Here is a 14022-nt window from a genome sequence, read left to right on the forward strand (position 1 = left end):
GTCGAATATCTCAAAATTCCTTTGGTTGATCGATCGCATCAACTGGACACTTCTCATAACAATTCCCACATTCCAGGCAGATCAAACTATTTATCTTGTAGATATCCCCTTCACTGATAGCCTCCACAGGACAGGCATCCTTACAAATGCCACATGAAATACAGTTTCTATTGATACTGTAACCACTCTCCTCTACAGTAGCACCGCCAAAGGCAAACCTTTCACGCTTTGGTGGAGTAACTGAAAGATCAAACACTTCTCCAACCCCTTTTGGAAGGCAGAACACTTCAAGGATCTCTTTGGTCTCTCCGGGATACAGCTGCTTAAGTACAGGGTTTTCCTCGAATATCCTTTCAAGAAGACTGCGGTCAACAAATTCTATTTTTCCCCTGACCCTTATAGTAACATAATTCTCATCCATTGCCACAATGGCAACCTCGGGATTTGCCTGCAACTGTTTGCAATAAGGTTTGCCCCGTGCAACTACAAAATAGAGTTTGCCACCTTCATGTAGCATAACGTCAGCCATTCTGACTGCTGGTCTTCCCTTATCAACTGTTGCAACGGATACGGATTTGATATTTCTCAGAAATTCCAATGGATCGTCCATGATATACCTCTCAATTGATTATCATATTTTAGGTTCTAAGTTAAAGCATCAGTAAAAATATAGGATTGGATATTTCAAAAATCTATCCTAAAAGACTTACTCCAATTCTCGAAATCTGTTTATTGAAAAGATAAGTCAATTTCACAGGTACTTGCTAGCTTCCCTGATACTCAAAGGGTGCAATTCATTTTTCTGAATGAAACTTTTTACCCATTCCTTATTGGTCTTTGAGTATTCCCTTAGCACCCAACCGATTGCCTTGTTAATGAAAAATTCATCTGAATTGCTGTTTTTGAGAATGATCCTGCTGAGCAGATCGGTATCTGTATCTTCCTTGTACTTTAACTGGAACAATATGGCACTTCTTGAAAGCCAGATATTATCGCTTTTACTCCAGCTCAATATGGTATTTTTTTGAAGCACTGGATGCTTTTTACACATCTTGCCGACTACATTTGATGCCAGAGCATCTGCAGTATCCCACCACGATCTGTTGGTAATTAGTTGTTCTATTTTGTCAATATTGGTTTCCTGAAGCTCATTGCTCAAAGCGATTAAGAGATCCACTGCTAAATACTGGAACTCCCTCTCCGGAAGCTCCCAGAGCCTGAAGATGAAAGCCCAATCAATTTCCTTGTTCTTTTTGCATTGTTTTATGAATTCTTTTTGTAAAACAGCTCTTTGTGGCTTCTTTATTCCCAGAAACGGGAAATTGTTTTTCATATAAGAGACATTTGCTCTGCTTGTTCAGCATTTTTATTGGCATAAAATGCATTTATTATTTTTTCATTCATGCTGTTCTATTTTTTCAAAAACATCTATAAATACTTCCCATCATTATTTTGTTCTTTATCCAAAATAAAAATTTAACACCGTTAAATTTTGCAGTATCATTGAAACGTTGAAAGGATTTATGTTATATACAAAAAAGTAGAAAGTCTTAAAATGGGTATGAAGACCCAACAAACAAACTGGGAATTGGGAATTCCCAAATAAAAAGTGGAGGTTTAACTGTGGAGTGGAAATTATCAAGAAGAACACACCAACGTTTCAGACATTTTAGAGTGTGGTAAGAAGCAAACTATTCAAGAGATTATTGCAGGACTGGGAATCTTGCAATGGCATCTGATAAGAAATTGCCTTGACTGGGATCAAGTCATTAAACGCTCGATAGTTAAACGTCAATTGTACATCGAAATGGAAGGTTCACATCTATCCAAAAAGAAATAGCTGCCAATTCCATTTCGGTATACTTTTACTCTTTTTTTATTATGATACCTTATTGCCTTCACCAAAACAACTAAGTAATGTAGGCTACCTCGGATACAAAAAATGGGCAAGACCCGTTTTTACAGAACATTGAGTTGATATATTGGCAATAAAAGACGGCGACACAATAAAGATACATTATACTGGCACCCTTGATGACGGTTCAGTTTTTGATAGCTCTGAAAACCATGGCGAACCACTTGAATTTACAGTCGGTTCCGGTCAGGTCATTAAAGGCTTTGATGATGCTGTAAGAGATATGGAATTAGGTGGCGAAAAAGAGTTTAGGATCGAGCCTGCTGAGGCTTATGGTGAATACAGCGATGCCCTCTCCCAGTCAATCCCAAAAGAGTACATCAAGGCAGATATGGAAATTGAACTTGGCATGATGTTGCTCGTAAAAAGCCCGGATGGCCAGCAGATGCCTGCAAAGATAGTCGGTATGACCGAAGATGAGGTCAAGCTGGACATGAATCATCCTCTTGCCGGCAAGGCACTGACCTTCAATATCAAAGTCATTGAAGCATAAATATAGAAAACATGTTCAAGCCCATTGTTCAGTTTGTGAACATGGGCATCTGAACCATTATTGATCAATATAAATGATGGATACTACGAAGCTCATCTCCATCTCTTCAATTGTGGAATAGTCTGCATGCTTATTCTTTTTGCATCTTCCTGAGATATACTTCCAATTTCCTGCATTATTCTGGAATATTTGTTTATCATTTCTTCTATAGTGATATCTGGTTCTGTGAATTCACCCTTGTAGTAACAATAAGTACAATACTCCTCGTTCTTTGTCCCATCTACATTTATTCCCAGATCATCACCGCATTGCAGAGGCATTCCACAACTCTGGCAAAAAACCGTTTTTTCCATTCCCCTTACATTCATGTTTTAACCCAAAAAACAAGTTTGATGATTAATAAATAATATTACGTAGTTCACCATTATTTTGCACACTATATAATAATTTTGTTACATCGCAAATTTTCAAACCCATACATCATCATCATACTCATTATATATAAAAGTGTAGATATATTTATATAGTTAAAAATAATACTAGATATTGCAGTCACACAAACTGATGATTCAGAGTGATTGCATGACCATTCGGTGGTACGATATGGACTGACCAGAAGCTGAAGCAATAAAAAACGAATCAAGATAAAACGAACGTTAACAGATTAACTCATCTACGTTACTTCCACAAAAAAACGTCGAATCTGTTCACGTTCAGGCTTTCAGCTATCATAATTATTTGGAGTATGAGCGATTTGGGAAAAATGTTCCATATGGAACAGGGTTATTGTCGCAATGCCGGGAAGGTAGGAAACTTCCCGGTACTTCAAATCATCTTACTTTTTTCAACAACTTTAAAACTAAAAAAGGTTACATTCTGAAGTTAATCTTATTCACAGCTGTTATTTGACCATTATCAAGATCATGCACATTCACCCATCTTTGCCTAAAGGAATGGTCTTGTGAGCTTAAGTGATAGAGCCATATATAGCATAATGTAATCCATATCCTGTATCTTATTTGATGGATCATATGTCTTACTGTGTAAATACTAAATCTCATCATCATTATACTCATTATATATTAAAGTGTAGATATATTTATATAGTTAAAAATAATACTAGATATTGCAGTCACACAAACTGATGATTCAGAGCGATTGCATGACCATTCGGTGGTACGATATGGACTAATCGGAAGCTGAAGTAAAAAACGAATCAAGATAAAACGAACGTTAACAGACCCACCTCTCTCTACGTTACTTCCACAAAAAAACGTCGGGTCTGTTTCCGTTCAGGCTTTCAGCTATCACAATTATTTGGAGTATGAGCGATTTGGGAAAAAATGTTCCATTTGGAACAGGGTTATTGTCGCAATACCGGGAAGGGAAATAAATTCCCGGTACTTCAAATCTTCTTACTGTTTTCAATATTTAAAGATAAAAAATGATCACATAGCATCCTTTGATGCCTTTGTGAAATAATCAATTGCCTGAGCCAGTTCTTCATGATCTTTAGCATACTCTGCGACATCTATCCCTTTAAGGTAAGCATCACATGCCTGTACCAATGCTCTCGCACCTGCCTGAGTTCCCTGTGGATGTGCGTGTACTCCGGAGCCCATTGTTGTAATAAAGTCCACATTACCCATCACATCTATGAAAGGCTTCAGTCTGATAGGGTTAAGACCACCTGAGACGATAGGACAACATTTCTTCATACCCCTCCAGCTGTCATCTTCCAGGATTACATGGTGGGCTATATCCTCATTCACAAGGGATATTACATCTTTATCAGAATCAGGGACCTTCGCCCAGCTTTGCTTAAAGAAATGTCCTTGTGAGCTTAAGTACTGGATACCATGTGCAGCAACAACATCTTCTTCCGGAGTTCCTTTCATCTTGCCAACACCTGCAGTACCTGTATGAATTCCTGAAGCACCTGCAAGCCTTGCAAATTTGGATAACACCAGTACCGAGAATCCCAGGGGATTCTCAGGTCTTGTAAAAGCTCCATGGGCTGCTCTGTGGAAATGAAGGAATACGTCCGGATATCTTCGCCTGAGAGTTTGCACAGCCATCCAGCCGGCCGTTATCCCGTCAATGAGGAATGCATAACTTCCAGGCTCAAATCCTGCATTGATTATCATTTCACATCTTTCGATCATGGTGTCAAAGTCAGCTGCTGAAACATTGAATGAATGGACCTTTTTTGCCCCTGTTTCCTTAACTGCCTTATCCATAGCTTCCTTTACATGACTGACCATCTTTTCATAAGGGCAAAAATCCTGATTTGCCTGAGGTTCGTCATTCTTGACAAAATCTCCTCCGCCCACCCAGTAATCATAACAGACCTCTGCATATTCTGCAGAAGTCAGACCCATCTTTGGTTTTATGATAGTTCCAAGAATTGGCCTGTCATAAACTTCCAAGTATTTGCGCATATCATCAACAGTGTAGCTTGGACCATCGTACTGTTCAAGCATGGAAGGAGAGAACCAGACATCAAGAAGTCTTAAAGCAGCGACTTCCTTCATCCCAAGAATATTTCCAACTATATATGTAAGAATATTCTGGACGTTTCCGCCCCTGTCAAAAAGCCTCCACGGATAGGCTATCCACACAAGTTCCCTTTCAATATCAAGCTGATAGACCAGTGCATTCATGGTTCTGGAAAACGGAGTCTCCGTGTTAACCTTGAAATTCGTACCGGTGGATGATTCTGCTGCAACCTCTGATGCTGCCTGCAATATGTTGAATTTACCCCCGGGCACAAGATGGAAAACAGCAAGGAGGTATTCTCCGTTTGAAGGATCAGCCAGTTCCAGATTCACATAGGCTTCCTGTTTGGAGTTAAGCGATTTGACCAGATCTTCATAAATAGGATTCATATAGGAATAAAAGTTAGCAATCTATTTGAGTTTTTTTAAGATAATTAGCCCTGAGATGGGTTTTAATCACTAACTTTATTATCCCTCCAGACCAATCAGGCATTATATGTCTGAAAGGGAAATCATATCAGCAATAAAATACGTCTCGCGCATGAAGCAGGATTTCATGTTGTCCGAGATTCGCAACTATATAAAGAGTGAAATGTCCACACAGGATATTTACAATATTATTTACCCCTTATCCTTTGATATTGGAATTGATGTGATCGCCCAGGGCGATGACTTTAAGGTTTCCCATGCACCGAAGGGAAAGATAGAATTAACGGAAACCGAGCTGAAGAAAAACACTGTCTTTTTTAAGTCTGCCACGGTTTCACGGAAACTTGAAAGGCTTATTGAGCAATATGTTGAGAAGAAGACCGCTAAAAAGTGGAACGACCCTGAAATGCTTGACAAAATAAGGAAGGCTGTGGTTGCACAGAAGAGCGAATACTGGAAAGAAGGAAAAGCCAGGAATATCAGCTATGAAAAAGGCTACCATATTCTCGGGTATCTGGCATATCAGTTCCCCGTATATTTTGTCCAGTCCCAGCACATACTCTACAAAATGATGCAAGAGGGACTGCTGAAAAAACGCATGACGATACTGGATGTAGGGACCGGTGCAGGAACAGTCCCATTGTCCATAGTGGACCTCTACAACAGACTTGATGATCATCGTGCGACCATCTATTCAATAGAGAAGTACGATGAGAACATTGAAGCCTACAAATTCCTGGTGCCGGAGTACGCAGGAAGAAGGTCCAAAGTATCCATCCAGGAGCCCATAAAAGCTGACATAAAGAAGTTGGATATGGAAAAGATCCCTGATAAAATAGACCTTATGGTCTTCTCTAATGTCCTAAATGAACTGGAAGGAATGGACACAAAGCAGAAGGCTGATATTGTGATGAAGCTCTCCGGGAAACTCTCCGAAGATGGGAACATTATTATCATCGAACCAGCGGACAAGGTTAATTCAATAGAAGCTCGCAAACTCACTATTGAACTTAAGGAAAGAGGACTCGGAATATACGGACCTTGCTCCTTTATCTGGGGCCCAGGATGTACGCCTGAAAGCTGCTGGAGCTTTGAACAGAAACCTGACATCAAGTCCACAAGGCTCATGCAGACAATGGCAGATTGCCCGGAATCATATCGCTACATCAATACGGATATCAAATATACCTATGCGATCTTGCGAAAGGACAAACTCAGCGAAAAGAAATACCGCGTCCCTTCAAAAGCCAGATTCCTCAGATTCTCACATCTGCAAAAGCACATCGGCAAGCGTATAAACGTAATATGCTCTCTGATGTCAAGTGACCTTGCTAATGAGAACTACAGCGTCTACAAGGTATGTGACGGGACTTCAAGAAAATCCGTGTATGCCATTATGCCATTACATAACATAACCGAGGAAAATATCAGCCTGAGAAAAGCAAATTATGGTGACATATTGTCTATCGAGAATGTACTGGTAAAATACAATGAGATCACCGACTCTTATAACCTGCTGGTGGGCAAAGGATCTTTCATCGAGCTTGTGGAAGGAAACCTATAAATTCCTCCACCCCAAATTTATATTGGGGTGAGGATATGCCAACATTAGTACACTTTGATATACCAACAGATGACCTTGAGCGTGCAAAAGAATTCTATTCAGGCATTTTCGAATGGAAATTCGAGAAACCTGAAGGTATGGATGATTATTACCTGATAGAGACCACAGACCTTGAAGGAAATCCTGGTGTCGGAGGAGGAATGGGACTTCGGGGAGATGCAGGGGAGAGAATTACCAGTTTTATCGGAGTTACTTCCATAGAGGAATACGCTGCAAAGGTTGAGAAAGCAGGCGGAACCGTGGCAAATCGGATGCCTGTGCCAGGATGGGGTTATCTTGCCATCTGCTTTGATACCGAAGGGAATTTGTTCGGCCTATGGGAAGAAAATGAAGATGCAGAGTAAAGAAGTATGATTATGAAAAAGTAGTCCTGCCGGGACTAGTAAAGGTTGCAGTCATCCTAATAAGTGGGATGATACTCCCATCCATTTTTAGTTCTATGTTTCCTTTATTGCAGCGGAATATGCAACTCGATAAAACCCATATGTAAGGATGAGCGAATAGAATCAAGGACATCGGGCATTGATCTTGGAATATCATTTTAATTTAGCTCGAATCTCATATTATACCCTTTCTAGCCCATACTCAAGTACATCATCAATGGAACTCACGTACTGGACCTCGATTCCGATCTCATCTTCAATATAGGATTTGGCATCGACTATTTCGGGTTTTCTTTCGTGAAGGGTAAAGCTGCCAACCTTACGTTCTACTATCACATACCTTACAAGCTCACTGTTTTCCTGCGGAATCAGGAAAAGTTCCTTACCACTATCTTTAGAAGCCTGTGCTTTTTTGATCACGCCACCAATAGAACCAATGTTACCATGCTCATCTATTGTACCCGTTAGCGTCACTTTACCGTCTATTGGTTCGTTATTAATTGCTGAAAACATTAGCAAAGTCATCAGAGCACCTGCACTTGGCCCGTCAACTTCGGGTATTTCATGTTCTGCATTTACACTGAAGATCGCATCACTACCTGAAAGACTTACTCCTGTATGTTCCTGTGCTACAAAGACGGCGGTGTTGGCAGCATTTTGCAAAATAATACCCATTGCAGGCATTGTTTGTACAAGCACCCTCCCCTTCCCCGGTACGATCTCAACACTGATATTTATCATTTCGCCCTCTTCCGTAACAAGCCGCCTAATAAAAGGACCATCTTCCACAAACTCTATTTTCTGGAACACTGCCGGAGCCTGTAGGGTCGCAGAGCCTTCCATTCCCACAGGACATATGCCAGCCTGTGACTCCAGTTCGAAGATCCTGTTGCGATAATAATCAAGCTGGGAGGCATATGACTGCAAAGACTCGTTGTCCTGGCGAACCTGAATATTTAACAGCTCATTCTCATCACTAATAGAATCTATAATGTCCTGAAGTTCACGAGTAGCCGCATCTTCAGGCATAGAGTCATAACTAAGAAGATATGTGTTCAATGCCAGAGACAAAAACAGCAAAAGCACAATGGCTTTCATCATCATTGTAGAAATATATGTTCTGTCGGTATTTAGGAGTTTCCTGAATTGTGATCTGAAAAGATTGAAAGGTACCACTAAAGATTTATTTGCAGCTCATGTTCAAAGCATATGAGCGAATCTGCTATTTTTGAGATATACGATGGATTACCACGCCAGGGACCGGGAGACAATCAATCTACCGAAAGGGCATTTAAGGTACTTCCTGAGCTCCCTGCAAATGCCAGCATACTTGATATAGGCTGTGGGGTTGGAATGCAAACACGACAACTGGCAAAGATGTGTGAAGACTGTAGGATAACAGCAGTCGATATTTACCAGCCTTATCTTGATACCCTGATGAAGAATGCCACGGAGGATGGTAGCTCCGAAAAGATAACTACATTATGTGGATCAATGGATGACCTGCCTCTTGAAGAACAATCATTTGATCTGATATGGGCGGAAGGATCAATATTTGTGATGGGGTTTCAAAAAGGACTGGAATACTGGAAGAAGTTCCTGAAGGATGGGGGGTTCATGGCTATTACAGAAGCTGCCTGGTTCACAGACAAACCTTCCGAAGAAGTGTTCAGGTTCTGGGAAGGATGTTATCCTGATATCAAGACCATAGAAGAGAATGAGAAGGTCATTGAAACAGCAGGCTATACTGTCATTGATAGGTTCAAACTTCCTGATTCAGCATGGTGGGATGATTACTACATTCCTATGCAGGAGAGACTTGACAGGATAGAGGACAGATTCAAGGAAAACGAAGAGGCAAAATCCATTATTGAGTTTTCAAGAACAGAGATAGAGGTGTTCAGAAAACATTCTGATGAATATGGATATGTTTTTTTCATAATGAAAAAGAACCAATAAACGTATTAATTCAAATACCATTTCATTATTCGATAGAAACACATAAGTTACTTTATATACTTTGAACTCTGAATAGATGCAGTTTCAAATAATCCATTATCTATTTCCGAAAATACATCTTTGTTTTTTTGAAATAATGAATTATACAAATTATTATTCAATTATCTAACAATAATGAGGTATTAATCTGGCAAATTATAATAGTAAAAAAAGAAAAAACAGTGGAAGCAGCAAGACCGCAGGATATACTTCTGAAGTTGTCCGTGTGCGTACTCCACGAAAAGATAATAATGAAGTCCTTGCAACAGTTTCCACTCTCCTTGGTGCAAACAGGGTAAGATTACAGTGCCTGGACGGAGTTGTACGTATGGGCAGAATTCCCGGTTCAAAGAAGAAAAGAATGTGGGTACGTGAAGGGGATGTTGTAATAGCCGCTCCATGGTCATTCCAGGATGAAAAGGCTGATGTGATTTGGAAGTACACAAGACCTCAGGTCGAATGGCTCCAGCGCAAGGGATTCCTCAAATATTAGAACAAATCCCTTTACTTTTTTATTTTTTTTATTGATACAAACCGCAAAAATGATCGACATGTAATGTTAAACAAGTGATATGGAATGCAGATTAGTTAAGTAACGAACTAAACCAGGTAGTTCTAAATTGTAGAAAAAACGTAGTTAAAATTACAAAAGAATACTATATTGAATTACAAAAAAGAATTATGAATGAAGGATGAGATATCCTTCATTGCACAAAATTATGCTACTTCGCCGAATGCGAACTTGCGCATTACTTTTGTTACTTTGATTGTAACTTCATCGCCGACTGAGGTGCCTGGGACAAAGATGACAAATCCGCTTACTCTTGCGATTCCGTCGCCTTCTCTTGCAAGGTCTTCGATTGTTACGTCATAGGTTTCCCCAGCTTCTACTGGAGCAGTTGATTCATTGTTGTTGAACAAATATTTCACATCCGTTTATAGATATGCTTAAAAAGAAGAACTAAGTCTGAAAACATAAATGAAAAGTAGCATATACAGTTTAAGTAAATACTTCATTATCATACGTTTGAACACAAGTTACTATCTTAAAGCAAACTCTAGTAGCACTCATAGATATTTAAGACTTGTGGTACCCACATTCCCAAAACATAACCTTGTATATAGATACTACGGCATTGCATCCGCTTTTCGGCATACTAAACTCATTTTCATCTTTTGGAGCTTATCAACGATGCACTGGACATATCAAAGATCGAAGCAGGAAAATGTATCTGAGACTGGAAGACTTTTCATTCCCAGGTTCCCTGAACGATGTGCTAAATATTGAAAAGCTGTTCCAGCCCTTTAAGCAAATTGATTCTTTCTACACCCGCAACTATGATGGAACAGGGCTTGGGCTTGCACTTGTAAAACAGCTTGTCGAGATGCACGGAGGAAACATCACAGTTGAAAGTGAGATTGGCAAGGGCAGCAAGTTTATTTTTTCATTTCCTGATTGCACAAGATAGATTACAGAAAAATTGATCGCTTTTGTGTTACATTTATCTATCATCATAATGATAATTATTATATATTATTGTATAGATATATTTAAATATTATAATAATAGACTTAGCATTGTCAATCAAAAACGGATTATTTGCCATTAAAAAAGAAAAGTCTGGAATCAATCGATTAATAACGGTCTTAAGAAAGAAATCATCCCCTCAAAAACGGTATCTTTCTCCAGCTAAAAACGAAATGGCAAATAAATATTATTTTAACTGTCATCTAGCAGATGATAGTGGGTTATTGTCAATGAATTATAATCACACTTAGTTGCAACACCAAATGGTGACCTAATGAAAAACAGTATAAACAGAAGTTCCAGAATGATATTTTACATTGTCATACTATATCTTATAATGTTGATGTTTGTAGGAATGCTATCAGCATTTACATCTATCTGAATGACCTGATAATCAGTCATCCAGACCTTTTCTTCCGAAAATATAGTTTGCAACTCTCAGAGCATCCTTGTCGCCTGTTTCTTTGCCCTCATCATCACTTAGTTTGACAACAGGTATGTCGTTAACCTTGTGAAGTTTGATAACCATATTCAATGGTTTTTCAGGATTGAAGAAATAAGAATTGTTGGTCAGGCTTGTGCCGATACCAAAACTACAATTTATCCTTCCACTACAATATTCCTTGATGCGAATAGCATCCATTGTGTGCAATGAATCACTGAAAACAATCAATTTTTTCATAGGATCGATACCAAGGGACTCATAATGCTCAATCACCCGGGTAGCAAAATCAAGTGGATCCCCACTATCGTGACGGACGCCATCGTATATCTTTGCAAGTTTCAGGTTGAAGTTGTTAAAAAATGCCTTTGAGCCGAATGTATCAGACAGAGCGATACCAAGATCCCCACTATATATATCCAGCCAGCTCTCAAGAGCGAAAAGGTTGGCATTCCTAAGCCCCACAAGGGCTGAAATTCCCATAATCCATTCATGACCTATGGTGCCTATTGGCCTGCAATCATATTTTTTGGCTAAGAAAACATTACTTGTGCCCATGAAATTATCCATATCATGTAATATCCTGACTACGGAATCATGCAGGTCGAAACTCCGCCTCCTACGAGATCCAAACTCTGAATAGAGACAATTATTCCCCTCCAGTTTCCTGCCAAAACTCTCAATGAGTAAGTCGTAAGCTTCAGGAACCGCATTTCCCGGATATTCGGACATCCCATCAATATCCCCACCATTCTTCCAGGAATTCTCAATGATATCGAAGTAAAGCTCGGAAATTGTAGCCATAAGCACGATCTCCCACAGGATACTGCTATGCCAGGGACCTTTTATCCTTATGTCAAGATCACTATCATCCGTAAGTACAACCGTTACCTCACCGGGATCGAAACGATAGTTCTTCAGATATTCCAGATACATGGGCTTGAAAAACGGACATGATGCCTTTAACCAATGATACTCTTCCTCACTCAGAGCAAGTGCGGATATATCTTCATCAATGACCCTTCTCAGTTCCCTGACAAAATCCTTATTGAACCGATGAGCACCCCTATTGGTAAAACGGTATTCTGCAACTGCATCCGGAAACTTTTCAAGTACAGCCATCTGCATGGTGAATTTGTAAAGGTCATTATCCAGTATAGAGTGAATCATATTATCGGTCCGAGTTATATTTAAGAGTCAGAAAATCCATATGCGTAAAAATTTTGATTGTTACTCGTAATATGGCATATATCAATATTATATTTTGGGTTAAAAGTGGTCACTTATCATGTCTTTTTGAGGAATAGAAGAAAAAAGCCGAATTGAATTATTAAAAAGAAAAAGAATAGGTGTTCAAAAAACCTGATCCCGCCTGAACCACATAATTATTGAGAATACTAGTAACAGTGTCAAAGCTGAGAATCCGGGAGTTGTGTTGTTATTTTCTCTTTCTTCAGCATCAATTTCTACATCAACCTCTTCATCTTCATGAGGAAATTCTTCGTACTCGAATACAACGGGTACATTTTCAATACCAACTTTGTTTGCTTCTTGTTCAATAATGTCGTATATAGAATCCAGAGTTTTATCGTCCACCTCAGAACCAACTAAAATAGAAATAGATACATATCCACCGTAGCCGTATGCGATTAACGGTCCTTTAGGATGGGCATATTTTTCAATAATTTCTCCTTTCGAGTTTTGTACAGTTTGACCAAGTCTTTCAGACAAAGCTTCCCTTTCTATTTCAGTTTCAATAATGGGAACAATTCCCCTTGCTTCCATTATGTTTGGATTATTTTTTACTTCACCCAATTCGTTAACATCTATTCCTGAAGTAAATACGACTTCTTTTTTAGCCTGTTCCCATTCATCGTACATTTCCATGAGTTCGTCAAATTTTTGGTCGAAGTCCGAACTATTGTTATCTACCGCAGTAACGATGCCTATACTGGTTAACAAAAAAGCGAATAAAATGACTATTGAATAAAGTTTAATGTTTCGTACCCCCTTGAAAATATTAAATCAACTTTTCATCTGATCAGAACTTGATTCTAGAACCACACATGATTGTTTAAGTAAATATTATTCAGTATTCAATAAAAAATTATGTATAGAGAACACATGTTCCCACATATTTTTTTAAATAAAATCTAGTAAATTTACATTTGTTGAGAAAACTATAAAGCTAAAGAATAAAGGAAGCCGGGAAATAAGCAACCAAAATAAAAAGATTATGCACACCTAAAGCGACATCAATAGCAATTATTTTAAGATTTAATAATATAAATTAAAATGGGAATATATATACTAAGGGTTCGTGTGACCTAATCTCCCAGGATGTGATTAAAAAAATGGTTAGAGTTACATGGAAAGTTACTTTTAATAAAGAATTACTTGCTAAAAGTAACAAGACAGTCATTATGGAAGGAAAGAACTATTTCCCGCCTGAATCGGTGAAAATGGAACATCTCAGAAAAAGCGATACAAAAGGAAACTGTCCCTGGAGGGGCGAGATCAGCTACTATGACATTGTAATTGATGGTGAATTCAGTAAAGATGCAGCCTGCTATTTTGCTGAGACAAATCCAGAAGCTCTTAAAAAGGTTGGAAAGGATTACAAGAATTACGTAGCTTTCTTGAAAGATGTAAAAGAAGCAGTGAACATATAATTTCCCCCTCCATCTTCTTTTTATTTCTTACAGCCGCAGC

At 38.9% G+C, this 14022-nt stretch carries 15 protein-coding genes; 7 read left to right on the plus strand and 8 right to left on the minus strand.

Going from position 1 to position 14022, the window contains the following annotated elements; translation table 11 throughout:
• Positions 1 to 10: 10 nt before the first annotated feature.
• Both V7O66_RS04300 and V7O66_RS04305 read right to left on the minus strand, forming a co-directional pair.
• Positions 11 to 610 carry a 4Fe-4S binding protein gene (locus tag V7O66_RS04300; protein WP_406661743.1) on the minus strand — a complete coding sequence of 200 codons (600 nt, stop codon included), beginning with the start codon at positions 608 to 610 and terminating at the stop codon, positions 11 to 13.
• Positions 611 to 751: 141 nt separating this feature from the next.
• Entirely contained in the window at positions 752 to 1333 is a 582-nt protein-coding gene (locus tag V7O66_RS04305) for a DNA alkylation repair protein (RefSeq protein ID WP_406661744.1), read from the minus strand.
• A gap of 649 nt (positions 1334 to 1982) precedes the next feature.
• Between V7O66_RS04305 and V7O66_RS04310 the strand changes: the two genes are divergently transcribed.
• Positions 1983 to 2408: a peptidylprolyl isomerase gene (locus V7O66_RS04310; RefSeq protein ID WP_406661745.1), complete on the plus strand. Its 426-nt coding sequence runs from the start codon at positions 1983 to 1985 to the stop codon at positions 2406 to 2408.
• Between the two features lie 92 nt (positions 2409 to 2500).
• On the opposite strand, the gene V7O66_RS04315 is transcribed toward V7O66_RS04310, so the two are convergent.
• Both V7O66_RS04315 and V7O66_RS04320 read right to left on the minus strand, forming a co-directional pair.
• Positions 2501 to 2776, minus strand: a complete 276-nt coding sequence (locus V7O66_RS04315; protein WP_406661746.1) for a zinc ribbon domain-containing protein — start codon at positions 2774 to 2776, stop codon at positions 2501 to 2503.
• A gap of 1080 nt (positions 2777 to 3856) precedes the next feature.
• Positions 3857 to 5296, minus strand: a complete 1440-nt coding sequence (locus V7O66_RS04320) for a ribulose-bisphosphate carboxylase (protein ID WP_406661747.1) — start codon at positions 5294 to 5296, stop codon at positions 3857 to 3859.
• 106 nt (positions 5297 to 5402) lie between these two features.
• Between V7O66_RS04320 and V7O66_RS04325 the strand changes: the two genes are divergently transcribed.
• Positions 5403 to 6899, plus strand: coding sequence for a small ribosomal subunit Rsm22 family protein (locus V7O66_RS04325; protein ID WP_406661748.1), 1497 nt, complete (start codon positions 5403 to 5405; stop codon positions 6897 to 6899).
• Positions 6900 to 6934: 35 nt separating this feature from the next.
• Positions 6935 to 7303 carry a VOC family protein gene (locus V7O66_RS04330; protein ID WP_406661749.1) on the plus strand — a complete coding sequence of 123 codons (369 nt, stop codon included), beginning with the start codon at positions 6935 to 6937 and terminating at the stop codon, positions 7301 to 7303.
• A 219-nt stretch (positions 7304 to 7522) separates the two neighbouring features.
• On the opposite strand, the gene V7O66_RS04335 is transcribed toward V7O66_RS04330, so the two are convergent.
• Complete coding sequence (locus V7O66_RS04335; protein WP_406661750.1) at positions 7523 to 8446, minus strand: S16 family serine protease; 924 nt, start codon at positions 8444 to 8446, stop codon at positions 7523 to 7525.
• Positions 8447 to 8551: 105 nt separating this feature from the next.
• On the opposite strand from V7O66_RS04335, the gene V7O66_RS04340 reads away from it, so the two are divergent.
• Both V7O66_RS04340 and eif1A read left to right on the plus strand, forming a co-directional pair.
• On the plus strand, positions 8552 to 9301 hold the full coding sequence (locus tag V7O66_RS04340) for a class I SAM-dependent methyltransferase (RefSeq protein WP_406661751.1): 750 nt from the start codon (positions 8552 to 8554) through the stop codon (positions 9299 to 9301).
• A gap of 187 nt (positions 9302 to 9488) precedes the next feature.
• On the plus strand, positions 9489 to 9833 hold the full coding sequence (eif1A, locus tag V7O66_RS04345; RefSeq protein ID WP_406662576.1) for a translation initiation factor eIF-1A: 345 nt from the start codon (positions 9489 to 9491) through the stop codon (positions 9831 to 9833).
• 224 nt (positions 9834 to 10057) lie between these two features.
• Here eif1A and V7O66_RS04350 read toward each other — a convergent pair whose 3' ends face one another.
• On the minus strand, positions 10058 to 10261 hold the full coding sequence (locus V7O66_RS04350; protein WP_406661752.1) for a TRAM domain-containing protein: 204 nt from the start codon (positions 10259 to 10261) through the stop codon (positions 10058 to 10060).
• A 305-nt stretch (positions 10262 to 10566) separates the two neighbouring features.
• Between V7O66_RS04350 and V7O66_RS04355 the strand changes: the two genes are divergently transcribed.
• The gene (locus V7O66_RS04355) at positions 10567 to 10809 is read left to right on the plus strand and encodes an ATP-binding protein (RefSeq protein ID WP_406661753.1); all 243 of its coding nucleotides are present in this window, start codon (positions 10567 to 10569) and stop codon (positions 10807 to 10809) included.
• A 453-nt stretch (positions 10810 to 11262) separates the two neighbouring features.
• Here the strand turns inward: V7O66_RS04355 and pncB are convergent, their stop codons facing one another.
• Both pncB and V7O66_RS04365 read right to left on the minus strand, forming a co-directional pair.
• Positions 11263 to 12480 (minus strand): nicotinate phosphoribosyltransferase, encoded by a 1218-nt coding sequence (gene pncB / locus V7O66_RS04360; protein ID WP_406661754.1) that lies wholly within the window; start codon positions 12478 to 12480, stop codon positions 11263 to 11265.
• Between the two features lie 183 nt (positions 12481 to 12663).
• Positions 12664 to 13191, minus strand: a complete 528-nt coding sequence (locus V7O66_RS04365) for a hypothetical protein (RefSeq protein ID WP_406661755.1) — start codon at positions 13189 to 13191, stop codon at positions 12664 to 12666.
• A gap of 473 nt (positions 13192 to 13664) precedes the next feature.
• Here V7O66_RS04365 and V7O66_RS04370 point away from each other — a divergent pair, with 473 nt between their 5' ends.
• Positions 13665 to 13982 (plus strand): DUF427 domain-containing protein, encoded by a 318-nt coding sequence (locus tag V7O66_RS04370; RefSeq protein WP_406661756.1) that lies wholly within the window; start codon positions 13665 to 13667, stop codon positions 13980 to 13982.
• Positions 13983 to 14022 lie beyond the last annotated feature (40 nt).

Source organism: Methanolobus sp. ZRKC3 (assembly GCF_045291275.1).
In the GTDB taxonomy this organism is placed as follows: Archaea; Halobacteriota; Methanosarcinia; order Methanosarcinales; family Methanosarcinaceae; genus Methanolobus.

What these genes read in the sequence shown, in the direction of transcription:
- V7O66_RS04340 (WP_406661751.1), top strand. Translation starts at nt 8,552, where the DNA reads ATGAGCGAATCTGCTATTTTTGAGATATACGATGGATTACCACGCCAG.
- V7O66_RS04355 (WP_406661753.1), top strand. Translation starts at nt 10,567, where the DNA reads ATGTATCTGAGACTGGAAGACTTTTCATTCCCAGGTTCCCTGAACGAT.
- V7O66_RS04370 (WP_406661756.1), top strand. Translation starts at nt 13,665, where the DNA reads ATGGTTAGAGTTACATGGAAAGTTACTTTTAATAAAGAATTACTTGCT.
- V7O66_RS04300 (WP_406661743.1), bottom strand. Translation starts at nt 610, where the DNA reads ATGGACGATCCATTGGAATTTCTGAGAAATATCAAATCCGTATCCGTT.
- V7O66_RS04320 (WP_406661747.1), bottom strand. Translation starts at nt 5,296, where the DNA reads ATGAATCCTATTTATGAAGATCTGGTCAAATCGCTTAACTCCAAACAG.
- V7O66_RS04335 (WP_406661750.1), bottom strand. Translation starts at nt 8,446, where the DNA reads ATGATGATGAAAGCCATTGTGCTTTTGCTGTTTTTGTCTCTGGCATTG.
- V7O66_RS04315 (WP_406661746.1), bottom strand. Translation starts at nt 2,776, where the DNA reads ATGAATGTAAGGGGAATGGAAAAAACGGTTTTTTGCCAGAGTTGTGGA.
- V7O66_RS04325 (WP_406661748.1), top strand. Translation starts at nt 5,403, where the DNA reads ATGTCTGAAAGGGAAATCATATCAGCAATAAAATACGTCTCGCGCATG.
- pncB (WP_406661754.1), bottom strand. Translation starts at nt 12,480, where the DNA reads ATGATTCACTCTATACTGGATAATGACCTTTACAAATTCACCATGCAG.
- V7O66_RS04365 (WP_406661755.1), bottom strand. Translation starts at nt 13,191, where the DNA reads ATGTACGATGAATGGGAACAGGCTAAAAAAGAAGTCGTATTTACTTCA.
- V7O66_RS04305 (WP_406661744.1), bottom strand. Translation starts at nt 1,333, where the DNA reads ATGAAAAACAATTTCCCGTTTCTGGGAATAAAGAAGCCACAAAGAGCT.
- V7O66_RS04330 (WP_406661749.1), top strand. Translation starts at nt 6,935, where the DNA reads ATGCCAACATTAGTACACTTTGATATACCAACAGATGACCTTGAGCGT.